Below are 16,515 nucleotides of genomic sequence, written 5' to 3'. Positions count from 1 at the left end.
AGTCAATGAGTGAATAAATGTTGGTTTGTTAATGAAGTGCTATGGTAATGATGTGTAAAAATCGTTGAGGCTGCCTGTTGATTGTTCCAAGCCCAGTTTCGCCTGGTAATAGCTCAGCATTGAGTTGATATAGTTGCTTTGCGACTCTTTGTACGAGGTTTCGGCATTGAGCAAATCGGTCAGCGGAACGGTGCCTTCGCGGTATTGAAGTGTTGTTACATCATAGACTTCTTTTGCCAGGGCTACATTATTTTCGTCGCTTGCCAAGCTGGATTTCGCTTTTTGGAGCTGGGTCAATGCGTTGCTGTTCTGCAATTCGTAGTTCTGCACATTGAGCTTCAATTGCTCTTTCTGCGTCATCAGGTTCAGATCGGCCTGCTTGTATTGTGCGTCGCGACGGAAGCTATCGAAAATCGGGATGTTCAGTTTCAGGCCGATGGCTCCATAGCTGAACCAGTTGCCCCAAGACGTACCCAGGTCATTACCGAGCGCCTGCATACCGTAACGGCCGTAAACTGATACTTTGGGTAGATAGCCAGCTTTGATCCGGGCTTTTTCCAGGCCCTGCAATTCCATGTTCAGGTTCTGAATTTTGAAATCGGTGAGGTTGGATGCGTCGAATGCGCCAGGCTCCACGAGTTTGAAAGGCTGATCCAACGGATTGTCAGCCAGTTCGAGCTGCTCGCTCAATCGCATTCCCATCTGGAATTTCAACTGGTTTTGAGAAAGTGTAAGATTGCTCTCAGCCAGGGTCAGCTGCGATTTAATGTTGTTCAAATTCACCTGCGTGCGGTCGTAATCAACCTTTTTGATCACGCCGTTGTCAAGTTGCAGTTTCAATGTGGCCAGGATCTGGCTGGTTTTATCCAAATTGTCTTTCAAAAGCGCGATCTGCTGCTGGGTCACAAACACCTGGTAATAGGCATTTGCTACATTATATATGATCGTTTCTTTGGTCTTCTTCGAGTTCAATACGGCATTTTCCTGGTTCGGCTTATTGGCTTTGATGCCCACCAGCAGCGACTGATCGAAAATCACCTGATCCACCTGTGCCGATGCATTGCTCTGGTATTTGGTACCCAATGCAACACGGCGGTCTTCCCCTCCGAAAAGCGCCCCCGGCAACACGGTCGATTGCAGTTTCAGGTTGTCGTCAAGCGAGGCCGTACCCGCCACCTGCGGTAAGTATCCCGCCAAAGCCTCACGTCCCTGCTGCACCGACGTACTTTCCTTGTACTGCGCTATTTTGACATTCCCGTTGTTCTTGATCCCGTAGGCAATGCAATCTTTCAGCGTCAGGCGCGTCTGCGCCCAACCCGGCGCCACCGAGGCGGCGACTGCGATCATTGCGGCTATCCATTTCACTTTCATTTTGACCTGTTGTTGATTTTGTGGCTAATCTTAGATAGTTGATACCTCTACTGGTGATATATCAACTATCTTTTCAAAAAAATTTATTTGTCTACTATTTTGACGACTCTGTCCAGATATCCCAGGAAAGTCGTCCATTCCTGCTCCGTAAAATGCTCCATAATCTGGTTGTTAAAAGCGATCGCCAGCGACTGAATGCGTTCACAAACAAATTTCCCGCTTGGCGTAAGTGATATCAGGTTCTTTCTTTTGTCCTCAATGTCACTTTCAATTTTCAGGAAACCATCCTTATGTAATGTCTGCACAGAACGCTGGATACCGGCTTTATCTTTTTGCAAGATATTGGCAATGTCCTGCTGCGTCCGCGCTTGCTCCTGGAAATATACAACCATCAGAATCGGCAGCTGCTCGGCCAGAACGGGTATACCTTCATTGACAAGCTCCGCATTCATCTTCTTGAAAACCGTCTTAGTAACGGCCCCCAATTTGAATTGCAACGAGTTCTTCAATTCTTCCCTAAGATTCTGCCAGCTATCTATGTTTGCGCTCATGATGTTACAAAGGTAAATTGTGTTGATATATCAACCAAATTTCAAAGAGAAAAGTTTTCGATCCCTTGACTAATGGTTGAATGACTGTGATGAACGGCTAACAAAAAGAGCGGCGACATTGTTGATGCCGCCGCTCTCCTATTTTTCGAAGTAGTGTTTACTTGCCCAGGGTTTTGAAGAGAGATCCTTTCGCTACCTTGTCTGTCAGCGCCATACCGTTGATGATCGCCAGTTCATCCAGTTTGCTATCCGGCTGGTTATTGTCTTTCAACACATCGCGTAGTGTCGCGTCACGCTGGGCAGTTTTAATGCGGATGCGCTCCGGCTGGCGGTTCAGGATGCCGGGGTCTGAAACGGATTTGAAACCCTGCGCTACCGAGCGGAATTGTCCCGCATTCGCTGCAAAGTTGCCTGCCGCTGCCACACCATGGATGGCATAAATGTTGCCGCCATACTGGATCAGCCACGTGGCAACCTGGATCGTGTTGGCCGTTGCAGCCGCTGCCTGGCCGTTAGCGCCCTGCTCCACTTGCTGCGATACCATCACAACCGCCGGGTTACCATTGATAGTCGCCTTCTCGTTTTCAATCACTTTCAAGCCATAATTTTTCACCACTGCCTGCGCCGCTTCTTCCAATGTCTTGCCCTGCGCCAGGGTGAACAGCATCATTGATTTACCGTCTTTGGCTGCCATCTGGAACTGAGCCGGCGAGTTTTCATATTGCCAGCCGCTCGGTACCGGAAACTGGAATTTGAGCGACGGATGGTAGAAATTGTTGTTTTCAACAAAGCCTTGCTGCGGATCGTTACCATAAATAATCCCGTCGATTTTACGCAGGTACACATCGCGGTTCACATTGTATTTGCCCGGATGAGCGGTCTGGTACTCCGCAGCCAGCTTGCCTACCTTCTGCATACGGTCGCCCGGATCGGGGTGGGTTGATTGGAACGTAGGAATAGTCTGTCCCGCTTTCTCGGAGATTCTTTTCAGAGTACCAAAGAAATCTGCCATTTCCCTGGCGTCGTACCCGATTTTACTGGAATAGTCAACCCCGATTTTATCGGATTCCGTTTCATGGTCGCGGCTGTAACTCAAAAACAACAAGCCCAGCGCCTGCTGCGCCTGCTCGCCCATGGCGCGTACCTGCGGGGAAAGGATCATCCCAGCCGCGAGCCCTACCTGGCCAAAAATCTGCGAAGTCTGCTGACGTGCCGAGTGACGTGCGGTGATATGGCCAATCTCGTGCCCGAGTACCCCGGCGAATTCGGCTTCATTATTGAAATGCGCCATAATTCCCCGTGTAAAATATACGTAACCGCCGGGCACGGCAAATGCATTGACCACCGGAGAGTCTACGATAAAGAATTTGTACGGCAAATCAGGCCGGTGGGAGATCTTCGCCATGGCCATACCTTTTTCGTTGATGAAGGATTGCAGGTTCTTATCGTCGTAAATGCCCATTGTGGCCACAATAGACGGGTGCGATTCGGCTCCGAGAGCGATCTCTTTTTCTTGCGACATAAAGACGATCTCTTTCTTACCGGTCACCGGATTTTTGGAACAACCTGCGAGCATTCCTGCCGCCACAACTGCCGGCAGAATGCGAAATGCGTATTTCATTTTCATAAAATTTGAAAAATGACTTAAATGAAGGAGTTGGTCAAAATTAAAGGTTCTCACCAATTATATGCAAAGAATCATGCCAAATAGTGACTTCGGCTTTCGGCTTTCGGCTTGGCGCCGTCAGCATTTAGGCAACCGGCAAAAAATATTTTACTTTGGCTCCGCATATTATCTAAATTACGTCTTCGTCCGCACATTGGGCGGAGCCTTTGTGGTACCAAAATTTTAAAAGAGAACCCTGACCTTCGTTGCATGATGCCTATGCGTGCTAATCATTTACTGCACTATGAGTTTTAAAAAAATCACATACAGCGCGCTTCCTTCCTGGCTCGCCCGAATGGATTTTCTGGGTCTTTTCGAGAAGGACCCGTTCGGCAACTTTCTGGTTATTAAAAGATTACTAATTTTCATACTCGGCTGGTTCACCTATTATCGTTACACGGCTGTCAATAAGATCCGCATTACCGGCACCGAAAACCTGATGGATCTCCCGGACCAGGGCGTGTTGTTCCTGTCAAACCACCAGACCTATTTCGCCGACGTGATCGCATTCTTCCACATTTTTTGCGCCGTCAAATGGGGCTACAAGGATACCATGTCCCCGCCATTTTACCTGCTCTCCCCGAGGGCAAGAATGTACTATGTAGCCGCAGCCGAAACGATGAAAGGTGGTTTTTTACCCAAAGTGTTCAGCATGGGTGGGGCCATTACCATCGAGCGCTCGTGGCGGGCAAACGGCGAGGACGTAAAACGCCAGCTCGACACTTCCGCCCAGGACCGTATCGGAATGGGTTTGCAGCATGGCTGGGTGGTAAGTTTCCCGCAAGGAACCACCAAACCGTATGCCCCTGTACGTAAAGGCACTGCGCACCTGATCAACGACCATCACCCTATTGTCATCCCGGTCGTCATCAACGGATTCAGAAGAGCTTTTGATAAAAAAGGATTGCGTTTCAAAAAACGGAACACCAGGCTGACCGTGCAGTTCAAACCGCCCATGCATTTCCACCCTGACGAATCGGTAGAAGAAATGGTCGCGCGCGTAACACAAGCGATCGAACAGGAAGCGCCGGGCGACGGTTCGCCGGGCGACGGTTCGCCGGGCGACGCCTCGCCGGGCGACGCCTCGCAACAGCTCGAAATTTAGCGTGGTATGCTTTTTTCAAACCAATTTTTATGGGAAAGAAAGTACTGATCACCGGTGGAACGGGACTTATCGGAAAACGGCTCACGCAAATGCTGCTCGATAAGGGCTACGAAGTCGCATTTCTGAGCCGGAAAAAGACAAGCATACCTTCCGTTCAGGTTTTTGAATGGGATATTAATAAAGCTTATATTGAAGAAGGCGCGGTCGACGACGTGCACTTTCTCGTGCATTTGGCCGGCAGCAACGTTGCAGAAGGCCGCTGGACCGAAGATCGCAAAAAGTCCATTCTCGAAAGCCGCACCGAATCGATCAGACTTATCGCCCGAAAACTCGCCGAAAAGCAGGTAAAACCGGCAGCATTTGTATCAGCCTCCGGCATCAGCTATTACGGTCAGGATACCGGCGACAAGCGAAATACGGAAACCTCACCTGCCGGAAACGATTTCCTCTCGCATGTGAGCGTCGAATGGGAAAAAGCTGCAGATGAAATTGCCGCATTGGGCACAAGGACTACCAAGCTTCGTACGGGAATTGTAATCAGCAAAGATGGCGGTGCAATCCCTAAAATGGCATTACCCGCACGCCTCGGCGTAGGCGCGCCGCTGGGCTCCGGCAAACAATGGATTTCCTGGATACATCTCGACGATATGTGCAGATTGTACATCGAAGCACTGGAAAATGAAAACTGGCAAGGTGCTTATAATGCAGTTGCGGCGCCGCCTGTAACGAACGAAGACCTCACAAACACCATATGCAAGGTCCTGCACCGCCCGCAATGGCTTCCTAATGTCCCCGCATTTGCATTGAAACTCGTCTTCGGAGAGATGGCCGCAGTCGTGCTGGGAGGAAATTATGTGGTAAACGAGCGAATTGAAAACGAAACGGGGTTCAGTTACCGGTACGGCGACCTGGAAGGTGCATTACAAGCAGAACTTGCCTGACCATCGGCCGTTACTCTTCTTCTTCGCCTTCCAATTCCTCCTCTTCGATCGTGAGCACCTGCACGGTTTCAAGCCATTTTTCACGCTGCACCTGCGCCTTGAAATCATCCAGCACGTTCAGTTGCACATTACCATTACTAAAAACCGACATTTGTAATCCCACGAATGCGAGTACCTCGTTCAGGCGGTCTTCGAGCGGGGTGGCGCTGAAAATGCACTCTTCCCAGTACCATTCCAACGATTCGCCTGCCACTTCCTCGACGATGCCTATGTAATCTTCAATTGTATAACCAATAAATGGTTTGCCGAAACGCACCCATAGCAGCCGCATTACATCGTCCAGCGACTGCGCATGATTGGTTTTCTTCCTTAAATACAAATCCAGAATGAGGGCTACCAATGCGCCCTTGTGGTAAACGGATACTTTACGGTTCGGAATGCCTTTTTCATAGCCATCCAGCCAAAGATCAAACGACGACTCCACGAGCGACTGTGCCGCATGGCCGCTGCTTTCGAAATGGCGCTTCATGTAGACCTGTAATTCTTTCACATAGGTTTCCTCACTGAAAACGCCTGCCCGTCTCAGGAAAAGGTCGCCATAATAAGTGGTACATCCCTCGGCCACAAAACAGGTACGGAAGTAATTCTCTTTCGTAAAATCATAGGGTAAAAGCTCCGCAGGACGGATACGGATGATATTCCAGGCATGAAAAAGTTCGTGCGAACTCACGCCCAGGAGGTCGGAATAGAGGCCTTCACCTTCATCGTCGGGCCCCAGCACGATCATCGTGGAATTCTGATGCTCGACGCCGTGGTAGAATGCGTTAGGTAAAATCAGGTTCAGGAAATGGTAATCTTTTTCAGGAAACTCACCCATCATGGCAATCTGCTCACGTGAGAAGCGGCGAAAATCGCGCTCGATGCGCCGCCAGTTGGGTTTAAGGTTGCCATGCATCCATATTTTGAACCGAATGCCGCGAACCTCGTATTCACACTTCTGCAGCGTTTCCGAAGCCAGCATCGGGCTATCAACCAGTTGATAAAAATCCCTGGCCGATAATGCATTCTTCCCTGCCGCAGGCAATCCGCAGGCAATCTGGTAACCTTCGGGCAAATCGAGCTCCACGCGATAGGATTCGTTGATGCGGCCTTCGGTGTACATGCAGAAGTTGATGAAATTGAGATACCACAATTCCTCGTCTACGTAACTACTGCCCGCATTCTGGATAGATGCGTAATAAGTATAATGTATGCGCACCTCGTTTTCACCCGCAGTTCCAACCCGCCATCGGTCTTTGGTTACCTTATGCAAAGGCAGTTTGTTACCGGCGGCTGATATTGCTTCAATAAATTGAATATTTTTGGCGAAGTTTTGGAGCTCGTACCGCCCCGGGCGCCATGCCGGCAGCTGGATTTCGATCTGTTCGCTATTGATTTCGGAAATGGTATAAATAATGTCAAGAAAACGGGATTGTGGGTCTGGTACCGAAATGTGATAATGCATAGACGAAACGCGTGGTGTTAAGAGGGGCCGGAAGCGCAGTTTCAGCAGACAATAAACAGATAGTCCTACGTTACCAGTTACAATATTATAAAATAAACGATTTTAAGATGAAAAGTAAAATTCTCCTGCCAATCCTGTTTCTCCTGGCGGTTTTGATTAGTCCTTCGCTTATGGCCCAGAACGATGAATACTACCGCCCCGATTCGCTTCGAAAGGACCAACCGGAAAGAAAGGAAGTACCTCCCGTTGAAAGAAAGCCCCAGGATCAGAAACCCGTTCTGGCAGAAAAGAAGAAACTGGACGATTTTAAGAACAGAAAGTTTATTGACCGTCTGCGACTGGGTGGAAGTTTCGGGGTAAGCCTTGGAACACTTACCAATATTAATGTGTCGCCTATGGCAGGGTACGAACTGACGGAATCCCTTGTGGCTGGCGTAGGCGTGACAGGAATGTATTTCAAATCCAAATGGGCAGGCGTCGATGCGATTTACTACGGCGGCAGGGCTTTTCTGATGTATGCTATTATCCCGGAACTCAATGTGATCGGGGAAGTCGAAGCTTTGAATGTCGAAGCCGATACCTATAAAAAATACAACGCCCGGAAATGGATTACTTCGCCCATGCTGGGGCTCGGATACAGCCAGCCCGTCGGTGGCCGCTTTATCAAAGCGCTACACCTTCAGGCATTATATAATTTCAACTACGACAACCAACTGGATGACTATGGAAACAATGTCAATCCAAACGGACTTTTCCTCGGGCAGCCCATTGTGATCCGACTGACATTCCTGTAAGCACAGTGCGACTGCCGCAGTTCCATTAGGAATTTCGCCAGGGCAGCCCAACGGCAAGTTTTTGGTCTTCATTTGAACTAACCATTCAGATGAAGGCTTTTTATTCAATATCAATCTCAATTATGGAAAACCCCGTATTAATCTTCGGCGCCGGCGACCTCGGTATGCAGGCCCTCGATATTTTCAGAAGAAATAATGTACTCGTTTACGGTATTCTCGACGACCATCCGGAGTTGCACGGCAAAGAATTTGCGGATGTAAGCGTGCTCGGCAATACCGACGATACCAGCTTTCTCAGCATTCTGGGTACCAAGTGCGAAGCATTCATCGCCATCGGTGAGCGTTCGGTACGGGAACGGCTGGTTGAAACGCTGACGGAGGAATACAAAAATATGCCCGTCAACGCGGTCCACGACACGGCGGTGATCTCGGGTATGGCGGCCATCGGGCATGGCAACCTCATTGCTGCGCACGCTACCATCGGCGCGCGGACAGTGATCGGCCACCATTGCCTGGTGCAAACGGGCGCCATCATCGACACTTCGGCGATCGTAGGCGATTTCGTGACCATAGGCGCGGGTGCGATCATCAACGACCGTGTAAAACTGGCCGACGGCGTATTCATCGGCTCCGGGGCTGTAATTGTGGCTGGAATTGAAGTAGGCAAGAATGCGCGGATCGGTGCCGGATCGGTGGTTGTCGAGAATGTACCTGCGAGAGCTACCTATTTTGGCAATCCGGCACGAAAAATCTGATAGTGAAAGACATTAACGCCCGGAAGGCAACAATTTTCCGGCCCAATGTTTTTTATTAATCTGAAACACATTACCTTTGCACTCCTTTTGACAGAAAAAGTGAAAGAGCTAAGTAAATACAACATAGACATTTACGGTTTGGAAGACAAACAGTATGACTATGATATGGAGTCTGGCGACGCTTTTTTTGAAGAAATGGAGCAGGATCTGATCGAACACGGGCATTTCAAAACGCACGTTGTCCTGAACAAATCGGCGACGATGATCCAGCTTCGTTTTCACACAATAGGAAGCGTAACCCTGACTTGTGACCGCAGCCTGGAAACGTTCGAAGAGCCGGTGGATTCCGATGAACGGATCATATTAAAGTTCGGCGATCACAACGAAGAACTCACAGAAGAGATCGAGATCATCAGCCGTAATACGAACAGGATCAACGTAGCGCGCTACATTTTTGACTTTATCGCGCTTTCATTGCCTGTGAAGAAGCTCCACCCGAGCCTGCGTACCGAAGAAGACGATTTCAGTCTCGAAGACGATGAGGAAGAAGGAACGCTGGTGTATACTTCGGGAGCAGAGGAGGAAGGGGATGAAAGGGAAAATGAGGAGAAGGTTGACCCTCGCTGGGAAGCGCTCAAAAAACTGAAAAAGTAACAACAATAACCAGGGATTTCAGTCCCTGGAACATAAATAGTAAATAACAATAGACCAAAAATATCATGGCACATCCTAAGCGGAGACATTCCAGCACCCGTCGCGATTCACGCAGAGCGCACGATTTCCTTACCGGAAAGCAGTTGGGAACTGATGCTACAACCGGAGAAATCCACCAATTGCACCGTGCACACGTACACGAAGGCAACCTGGTTTACAGAGGTAAAGTTGTAGTTGAGAACTATACTAAAACGGTTTAGTTTCAGTCGATGAGCAATTCAATTTCGCAGCAGCCCTATAAAAGTTGTTGCGAAATTCTTTTTTACTGCGGCACATCTGCTAAATTTACACCTTCGGTTTCTAACTTATTTGTCAAAATAACAGCGTGTAAATGAAAATTGCGGTAGATGCTATGGGGGGAGATTTAGCTCCGCAAGCAATTGTTGAAGGGGTGATCCAAGCCTCTTCTGAGCTACCATCCGAGGCGAGAATCGTTTTAATTGGCCGTGAAAACGTGATCTGGGATATCTTCAACCAGCACAATTTCACCCCTACTAATGTTGACGTCGTTCACGCAGAAGATGTTATCGAGATGGGGGAACATCCTACCAAAGCCCTTTCTCAAAAACCCAATTCCAGCATTGGAGTAGGCTTCAAGCTTCTGAAAGAAAAAGAGGTAGACATATTCTGCAGTGCAGGAAATACAGGCGCCATGCACGTAGGCGCCCTTTTCAGCATTAAAGCCATTGAAGGTATCCTTCGTCCCGCCATCGCAGGACTGGTGCCGCAGGTGGGAGGCGGTTATGCCGTGATGCTCGATATCGGTGCCAATGCCGATTGTAAACCAGAAGTACTTTCGCAGTTTGGTGAAATCGGCTCGATTTTCGCCCAGCATACTTTCCAGATCGACAAGCCGCGGGTTGCATTGATGAATATCGGGGAAGAAGAGCAAAAAGGCTCCCTCACTTCGCAGGCCACCTATCCCCTGCTGAAACAAAACAAGCGCATCAATTTCATCGGAAATATCGAAGGGAAAGATCTCTTCACCAACAAGGCCGACGTGATCGTAACCGACGGCTTTACGGGCAATATTTTGTTTAAACTTGGAGAATCACTCTATGAGATTTCCAAGAAACGAGGTTTCCAGGACGATTTTATCGACCAGACGAACTATGAGTCCATCGGAGGCAGTCCCATTATCGGGGTTAATGGAAATGTGATGATCGCACACGGGGTATCTACGCCGCTGGCTATCAAAAATATGGTTGGCTGGGCTTATAAGCAGGTGAAATCCAAAGCTTATCAGCACATTGCCCAGGCATTGAACTAACGACGGATGCTGACAACCACATGACTATGAAAAAACTGAAACTGTCCCTTTTTACCAAATCTATTCGGATTTTGAATAGTTGATTTATCATGACCCATATTAAAGCCTCTATAACAGGAATACAAGGTTATGTACCTGATTACGTGTTGACTAATGCAGAATTGGAAACAATGGTTGCGACGAACGATGAATGGATCGTTAGCCGCACAGGTATCAAAGAAAGGCGTATTCTTAAAGGCGAAGGTTTAGGAAGTTCACATATGGGTGCAGAGGCAGTAAAGGGATTGCTTGCCAAAACCAATACACGTCCCGAAGAAGTCGATCTGCTCATCTGTGCTACTACCACACCTGACTTTGTTTTTCCCTGCACAGCCAACCTCATTTGCGATATGGCAGGCATCCGTAACGTCGGAAGCTTCGATATCCAGGCGGCTTGCTCAGGTTTCATTTATGCATTGACACTCGGTTCCCAGTTTATCGAAACCGGAAAATATAAAAAGGTCATCGTGGTCGGTTCGGATAAAATGTCCGCGATCGTCGACTATACCGACCGCAAGACCTGTATCCTTTTCGGTGACGGCGCAGGTGCTGTGCTCCTTGAACCGGATACCGAAGGAAACGGTATCCTGGATTCTATCATCAAATCGGATGGAGCGGGCTACCCCTATCTTAACCAGAAAGCCGGAGGAAGCCGCTATCCGCCTACCCATGAAACGGTAGATAACAGGCTGCATTATGTTTATCAGGATGGAGCCCAGGTTTTCAAATTCGCTGTGACAAACATGGCCGATATTGCCGCCGACATCATGGAGCGCAATGGCCTGAATAGCAATAACGTAGCATGGCTGGTCCCTCACCAGGCTAACCGCCGTATCATCGAAGCCACCGCCAACCGCATGGGCGTCGGGATGGACAAGGTGATGATGAATATACACAAATACGGAAATACCACAGCGGCGACGATCCCGCTTTGCCTGTGGGATTATGAATCACAACTTAAAAAGGGTGACAACCTGATACTGGCCGCTTTCGGCGGAGGCTTTACCTGGGGCGCGATGTACCTCAAATGGGGTATCGAAGCGTAGGCATGTGATTTTCATTAAAGCATTATCATACAATTCATTAGCATAAAAATGGCAACTACTGCAGATTTGCGCAACGGTTTGGTAATTCACTTCAACCATGATCTCTTTCAGGTGATTGAATTTCAACACGTGAAACCCGGTAAAGGCAACGCGTTCGTACGTACCAAACTGAAAAGCCTTACTAGCGGCAAAGTACTGGACAATACATTCTCCTCAGGCGCAGGCATTACACCTGTACGTGTAGAGAGACACAAGTTCCAGTTCCTATATAAAGATGAGGTTGGCTTCAACTTCATGAACTCCGAGACATTCGACCAGGTATTGATCGACGAAAAACTGGTGACCAACGCCGACCTGATGAAGGAAGGACAAGAAGTTGAGATCCTGATCAATACTGAAAACGATGCTGCGCTGATTTGCGAATTACCCCCATTTGTTGAACTGACCGTTACCTACTCGGAGCCAGGCCTGAAAGGCGACACCGCCAACTCTCCCAAGAAAGCCATCGAGGTAGAAACCGGCGCCCGGATTATGGTTCCTTTGTTCATCGAAGAAGGCCAGAAAATCAAAGTCGATACGCGCACATACGATTACGTAGAAAGGGTTAAATCTTAATTAAATGGAAACCAAAGAAATCCAAAAACTGATTGACTTCATTGCCCAGTCGGGACTTGATGAAGTGAATATTGAAACGGCAGACCTGAAAATCAAGGTAAAACGCTTTGCAACCGCGCCGGTAGTGTCCTACACTGCGGCTCCCGTTGCGGCACCTGCACCAGCAATTGCTCCTGCGGCGCCCGCAGCAGCTGCACCGGTAGCTTCGGCAGAGCCGGCGGTTTCCAAAGAACCAGCTTCTTCGAACCTCATTACCATTAAATCCCCGATGATCGGTACATTCTACCGTGCATCAAGCCCGGAAACGCCTGCATTTGCCAACATCGGCGATGAGATCAAGCCCGGAAAAGTAGTTTGCGTGATCGAAGCGATGAAACTGTTCAACGAAATCGAATCCGAAGTATCAGGTAAAATCGTGAAGATCCTGGTTGAAAACGCAACGCCGGTAGAATTTGACCAGCCGTTGTTCCTGGTTGAACCTGCATAATGCAGCGAACGAAAACTCACTGAACTACATGTTTAAAAAGATACTCATTGCTAACCGGGGTGAAATCGCCCTGCGTGTAATCAGGACCTGTCGTGAAATGGGCATCAAAACTGTCGCGGTTTACTCGACAGCAGATCGCGACAGCCTTCACGTACGGTTTGCCGACGAGGCCGTTTGTATCGGTCCTCCACCCAGCAGGCAATCGTACCTGAGCATCCAGAATATTATTTCAGCAGCGGAAGTAACCGGAGCGGACGCGATCCACCCGGGTTATGGATTCTTGTCTGAAAACGCCGAATTCTCGCAAATCTGCGCCGACTACGGCATCAAATTCATCGGTGCCACCGCCGCCCAGATCAACGGGATGGGCGACAAGGCTACCGCGAAAGCGACGATGATCAAAGCCGGTGTGCCGGTCGTTCCAGGTTCGGAAGGCTTGCTCGAATCTGTTGAGCAAGGCAAAGAACTCGCGGAAGGCATTGGTTACCCTGTGATTGTGAAAGCGACTGCCGGTGGCGGCGGACGCGGAATGCGGATCATCAACAAGCCCGAGGATTTCGAAAAAGCATGGACAGACGCCCGTACGGAATCTGCCGCAGCATTCGGAAACGACGGTTTGTACCTCGAAAAATTCGTAGAAGAACCCCGTCACATCGAGATCCAGATCATCGGTGACCAGTTCGGCAAAGTATGCCACCTTTCGGAACGCGACTGCTCGATCCAGCGTCGTCACCAGAAGCTGGTGGAAGAAACACCATCTCCGATCATCACGCCTGAATTGCGTGAAAAAATGGGTGCTGCGGCCATCAAAGGTGCCCAGGCAATCGGTTATGAAGGTGCCGGTACCATCGAGTTCCTGGTCGACAAGCACGGTGATTTCTACTTCATGGAAATGAATACCCGTATCCAGGTAGAACACCCGATCACCGAAGAAGTTACTGATTTTGACCTGATTAAAGAGCAAATTAAAGTAGCGGCAGGTGAGCCTATTTCAGGTCAGAACTACACGCCGAAGCTTTATGCTATGGAGTGCCGTATCAATGCGGAGGACCCTGCCAACGGATTCCGTCCTGCGCCTGGTAAGATCACCAACCTGCATTTCCCCGGCGGCCACGGTGTACGTATCGACAGCCACGTTTACAGCGGCTACACGATCCCGCCAAACTACGACTCGATGATCGCGAAACTGATCGTCAGCGGCCAGTCGCGCGAGGAGGTACTCACCCGCATGAAGCGCGCATTGCAGGAATTCGTGATTGAAGGCATCAAAACCACGATTCCATTCCATATCAAACTGATGGATGACCCGGGCTTCAAATCCGGCAATTTCACAACGAAATACCTGGAATCATTTGACTTTTCGACGCTCTAAGGGGCGCGTTGACAGATAAACAAAAAGCGTTCGGCAGGAATCTGCCGAACGCTTTTTGTTTTGGGTATTATAGAATTCGCTACCAGTGTGGTTACTGTGATTACGATTCGTCCTTACGAATGCACGGTTTCATGCGCTACTGTTTCTTCATCTTCCTCCATCATCCTTTCACCCTCCAACCGGTAAGGCTTATTGAATGCCTCCTGCCTCATAGCAAAACGCGTAGCCAGCTTGCGGATGACATCTTTGGACATACCTTTTTTGTAGTTCAGAATCTCGGAAACATATCCTTTGCTGACATTCAGCAGCTCCGCAATATCCTTTGCCTTCATTTTATGATCCGCCATGAGTGATTTCAGCAATTCGACAGGGTCGGCATCAGTATTTAAGGTACTATGTTCCGCGTCATAATGTTCGATCAGGACTGTCAACAGGTCAATTTCTTCTTCATACTGATCAGGGTTTTCTGACTCTAACATCTGTATGAGCTCGTTACAGTAATTATTATACTGCACCAAGTTTCTGATCACCTTGTATTTCAACGTTTCCATGCTAGTATATGTAAATTGAATATTGCTGCCCCCGCTTACACAAATGCGTATATTCGGCGTGCGTTCCGATCCAGCATATTGATAAATGCACACGATTTTGACCGAAAAAATATTTACAAATCATACGAAAATTGTTTCCGCCAATGTCAAATACTACCCGCTCAGAACCTTTTCCAAGAATATCTGCCGAAGGATAGGTTTCCTGTATTCCCTCAGGAGAATGCCAGTTCGCCGTTTTCAAATGTGTCAGCTAATTTTTGAATGATGACTTACTTCTTGCGTGATCAAGGACAAAGTCGTCAATAGTCTGTTCTTTAATGAGATGTATCTTCATATAAAGTGTGTGAATATAAGAAAAGTTCTCATAAAGAGAACTTTTCAATAATTCCAAAATCTCCGTGAACACTACACCACCTGCGGCAGCGCGTACGGCGAACGGTACTTCCTCGTCAGAAGCTTGTTAGCCTCCTCATCCCCTACGAATTTTTCAGTCTTTGGATCAAAAGTCAACGCGCGGCCTGTGCGGTAGGCGATGTTGCCCAAATGCGCCAGGCCGGAGGACAAATGCGCGGTTTCAACAGGGCCGTTTAACAATTTGGGATCTTTGGCCACGACAGCGTCAATAAAGTTTTTATAGTGATCACCACCGGCTTTGCGCGAAGGACCGGCCTTTTTGTCTTTACCCAGGAATGTCTCGTAGTAGTCGTACCCTTTTACCACCATATAGCCTTCGGATCCATAGAAGATATTGCCAATGCCGACGCCACCTTCCTCATTGGTCATCCAAGGCCGCACTTCGAATTCAATGATCTTCTTTTCTTTCGTGTATACGAAGGAAGAGCTCAAAACCTCCGGAGTTTCCTTGGCATCGTTCCAAAGGAATTTACCGCCCGACGACGTGATCTTATCCGGGAAACTCTCCACCCCGAGGCCCCACATGCACATATCGGTTTCGTGGATGCCCTGGTTACCGATGTCGCCGTTGCCGTAGTTCCAATGCCAATGCCAGTCGTAATGCACGTAATTGCGTGAGAATGGCTTCATTTCGGCCGGACCGGTCCAGAGGTCGTAGTTCAGGCCTGCGGGTACGGGCTCGGTGCCGCGGTCGCCGATGTCGGGGCGCCATTTGTAGACAAGGCCACGGGCCATGTACACGTTGCCGATCAGCCCGTCGCGGAGGTGTTTGACGGCTTCCTTCAATGCTTCGGAGCTGCGGAGCTGCACGCCGTGCTGCACCACTCTTTTGTATTTATGAGCAGCCTCCACAAGCTTGCGGCCTTCGTGCAGGTTATGCGAGCCTGGCTTTTCGACATACACGTCTTTCCCAGCCTGACATGCCCAGATCGCAGCCAATGCATGCCAATGGTTGGGCGTGGCAATGCTGACAGCATCAATCGTTTTGTCGTCAAAAACTTTACGGAGATCGTTTTCGGTTTTGACCTTCTTGCCCGTCTTCTGCTCGAATTCCTGCGCACGTTTTTGCAGGATGTTGTTGTCCGGATCGCAGAGCGTCGTCACTTCCACATTGCTGAGGGCATTAAACCCGGAAATGTGGCTCTGCCCGCGTCCGTTGACGCCCAGTACGGCTACGCGCACACGATCGTTCGCGCCGAATGCGCTCGCGGGAATAATGGCCGGAATGGAGAGCGCAACTGCGGCTCCCGTGGAGTTTTTGATAAAATTTCTTCTCGACACTTCGACTGGTTTGTCCATATGAAAGAATTTAGGATTGCG

At 49.0% G+C, this 16,515-nt stretch carries 18 protein-coding genes; 11 read left to right on the top strand and 7 right to left on the bottom strand.

Features of this window, described 5'->3' with window-relative positions:
• Positions 1-39: 39 nt before the first annotated feature.
• The 3 genes from AAHB90_RS09705 to AAHB90_RS09695 form a co-directional block, all read right to left on the bottom strand.
• Positions 40-1,371 carry a TolC family protein gene (locus AAHB90_RS09705; RefSeq protein WP_342084744.1) on the bottom strand — a complete coding sequence of 444 codons (1,332 nt, stop codon included), beginning with the start codon at positions 1,369-1,371 and terminating at the stop codon, positions 40-42.
• 83 nt (positions 1,372-1,454) lie between these two features.
• The gene (locus AAHB90_RS09700; RefSeq protein WP_342084743.1) at positions 1,455-1,922 is read right to left on the bottom strand and encodes a MarR family winged helix-turn-helix transcriptional regulator; all 468 of its coding nucleotides are present in this window, start codon (positions 1,920-1,922) and stop codon (positions 1,455-1,457) included.
• A 157-nt stretch (positions 1,923-2,079) separates the two neighbouring features.
• The gene (locus AAHB90_RS09695) at positions 2,080-3,549 is read right to left on the bottom strand and encodes a M48 family metalloprotease (RefSeq protein ID WP_342084742.1); all 1,470 of its coding nucleotides are present in this window, start codon (positions 3,547-3,549) and stop codon (positions 2,080-2,082) included.
• Positions 3,550-3,832: 283 nt separating this feature from the next.
• Here AAHB90_RS09695 and AAHB90_RS09690 point away from each other — a divergent pair, with 283 nt between their 5' ends.
• Both AAHB90_RS09690 and AAHB90_RS09685 read left to right on the top strand, forming a co-directional pair.
• Positions 3,833-4,693: a lysophospholipid acyltransferase family protein gene (locus AAHB90_RS09690; RefSeq protein WP_342084740.1), complete on the top strand. Its 861-nt coding sequence runs from the start codon at positions 3,833-3,835 to the stop codon at positions 4,691-4,693.
• Between the two features lie 29 nt (positions 4,694-4,722).
• Complete coding sequence (locus AAHB90_RS09685; protein WP_342084739.1) at positions 4,723-5,634, top strand: TIGR01777 family oxidoreductase; 912 nt, start codon at positions 4,723-4,725, stop codon at positions 5,632-5,634.
• Between the two features lie 10 nt (positions 5,635-5,644).
• Here AAHB90_RS09685 and AAHB90_RS09680 read toward each other — a convergent pair whose 3' ends face one another.
• Positions 5,645-7,138 (bottom strand): M61 family metallopeptidase, encoded by a 1,494-nt coding sequence (locus AAHB90_RS09680; protein WP_342084737.1) that lies wholly within the window; start codon positions 7,136-7,138, stop codon positions 5,645-5,647.
• A gap of 107 nt (positions 7,139-7,245) precedes the next feature.
• Here AAHB90_RS09680 and AAHB90_RS09675 point away from each other — a divergent pair, with 107 nt between their 5' ends.
• The 9 genes from AAHB90_RS09675 (at position 7,246) to accC (ending at position 14,230) form a co-directional block, all read left to right on the top strand.
• Complete coding sequence (locus AAHB90_RS09675) at positions 7,246-7,932, top strand: hypothetical protein (protein WP_342084735.1); 687 nt, start codon at positions 7,246-7,248, stop codon at positions 7,930-7,932.
• 122 nt (positions 7,933-8,054) lie between these two features.
• Positions 8,055-8,687 (top strand): acetyltransferase, encoded by a 633-nt coding sequence (locus AAHB90_RS09670; RefSeq protein WP_342084734.1) that lies wholly within the window; start codon positions 8,055-8,057, stop codon positions 8,685-8,687.
• Between the two features lie 45 nt (positions 8,688-8,732).
• Complete coding sequence (locus AAHB90_RS09665) at positions 8,733-9,341, top strand: YceD family protein (RefSeq protein WP_342084733.1); 609 nt, start codon at positions 8,733-8,735, stop codon at positions 9,339-9,341.
• Positions 9,342-9,406: 65 nt separating this feature from the next.
• Complete coding sequence (rpmF, locus tag AAHB90_RS09660; protein ID WP_015813599.1) at positions 9,407-9,601, top strand: 50S ribosomal protein L32; 195 nt, start codon at positions 9,407-9,409, stop codon at positions 9,599-9,601.
• A gap of 131 nt (positions 9,602-9,732) precedes the next feature.
• Positions 9,733-10,671, top strand: a complete 939-nt coding sequence (plsX, locus tag AAHB90_RS09655) for a phosphate acyltransferase PlsX (RefSeq protein WP_342084732.1) — start codon at positions 9,733-9,735, stop codon at positions 10,669-10,671.
• 89 nt (positions 10,672-10,760) lie between these two features.
• Positions 10,761-11,756 carry a beta-ketoacyl-ACP synthase III gene (locus tag AAHB90_RS09650; RefSeq protein ID WP_342084731.1) on the top strand — a complete coding sequence of 332 codons (996 nt, stop codon included), beginning with the start codon at positions 10,761-10,763 and terminating at the stop codon, positions 11,754-11,756.
• A gap of 48 nt (positions 11,757-11,804) precedes the next feature.
• Positions 11,805-12,371 carry an elongation factor P gene (gene efp / locus AAHB90_RS09645; protein WP_342084730.1) on the top strand — a complete coding sequence of 189 codons (567 nt, stop codon included), beginning with the start codon at positions 11,805-11,807 and terminating at the stop codon, positions 12,369-12,371.
• 4 nt (positions 12,372-12,375) lie between these two features.
• Complete coding sequence (accB, locus tag AAHB90_RS09640) at positions 12,376-12,858, top strand: acetyl-CoA carboxylase biotin carboxyl carrier protein (RefSeq protein ID WP_342084729.1); 483 nt, start codon at positions 12,376-12,378, stop codon at positions 12,856-12,858.
• 28 nt (positions 12,859-12,886) lie between these two features.
• Entirely contained in the window at positions 12,887-14,230 is a 1,344-nt protein-coding gene (accC, locus tag AAHB90_RS09635; RefSeq protein WP_342084728.1) for an acetyl-CoA carboxylase biotin carboxylase subunit, read from the top strand.
• Between the two features lie 113 nt (positions 14,231-14,343).
• Here the strand turns inward: accC and AAHB90_RS09630 are convergent, their stop codons facing one another.
• The 3 genes from AAHB90_RS09630 to AAHB90_RS09620 all read right to left on the bottom strand — a co-directional run bounded on the left by AAHB90_RS09630 (position 14,344) and on the right by AAHB90_RS09620 (position 16,494).
• On the bottom strand, positions 14,344-14,709 hold the full coding sequence (locus AAHB90_RS09630) for a helix-turn-helix domain-containing protein (RefSeq protein WP_342084726.1): 366 nt from the start codon (positions 14,707-14,709) through the stop codon (positions 14,344-14,346).
• Between the two features lie 73 nt (positions 14,710-14,782).
• Positions 14,783-15,022 carry a type II toxin-antitoxin system HigB family toxin gene (locus tag AAHB90_RS09625; protein WP_342084725.1) on the bottom strand — a complete coding sequence of 80 codons (240 nt, stop codon included), beginning with the start codon at positions 15,020-15,022 and terminating at the stop codon, positions 14,783-14,785.
• A gap of 164 nt (positions 15,023-15,186) precedes the next feature.
• Positions 15,187-16,494 carry a Gfo/Idh/MocA family protein gene (locus AAHB90_RS09620; RefSeq protein ID WP_342084724.1) on the bottom strand — a complete coding sequence of 436 codons (1,308 nt, stop codon included), beginning with the start codon at positions 16,492-16,494 and terminating at the stop codon, positions 15,187-15,189.
• Positions 16,495-16,515: the final 21 nt, after the last annotated feature.

The organism is Dyadobacter sp. OTU695 (genome assembly GCF_038440355.1).
GTDB lineage: Bacteria > Bacteroidota > Bacteroidia > Cytophagales > Spirosomataceae > Dyadobacter.
Note: the sequence above shows the minus strand (reverse complement) of the source record. Positions and strands in the feature narration are given on the sequence as shown.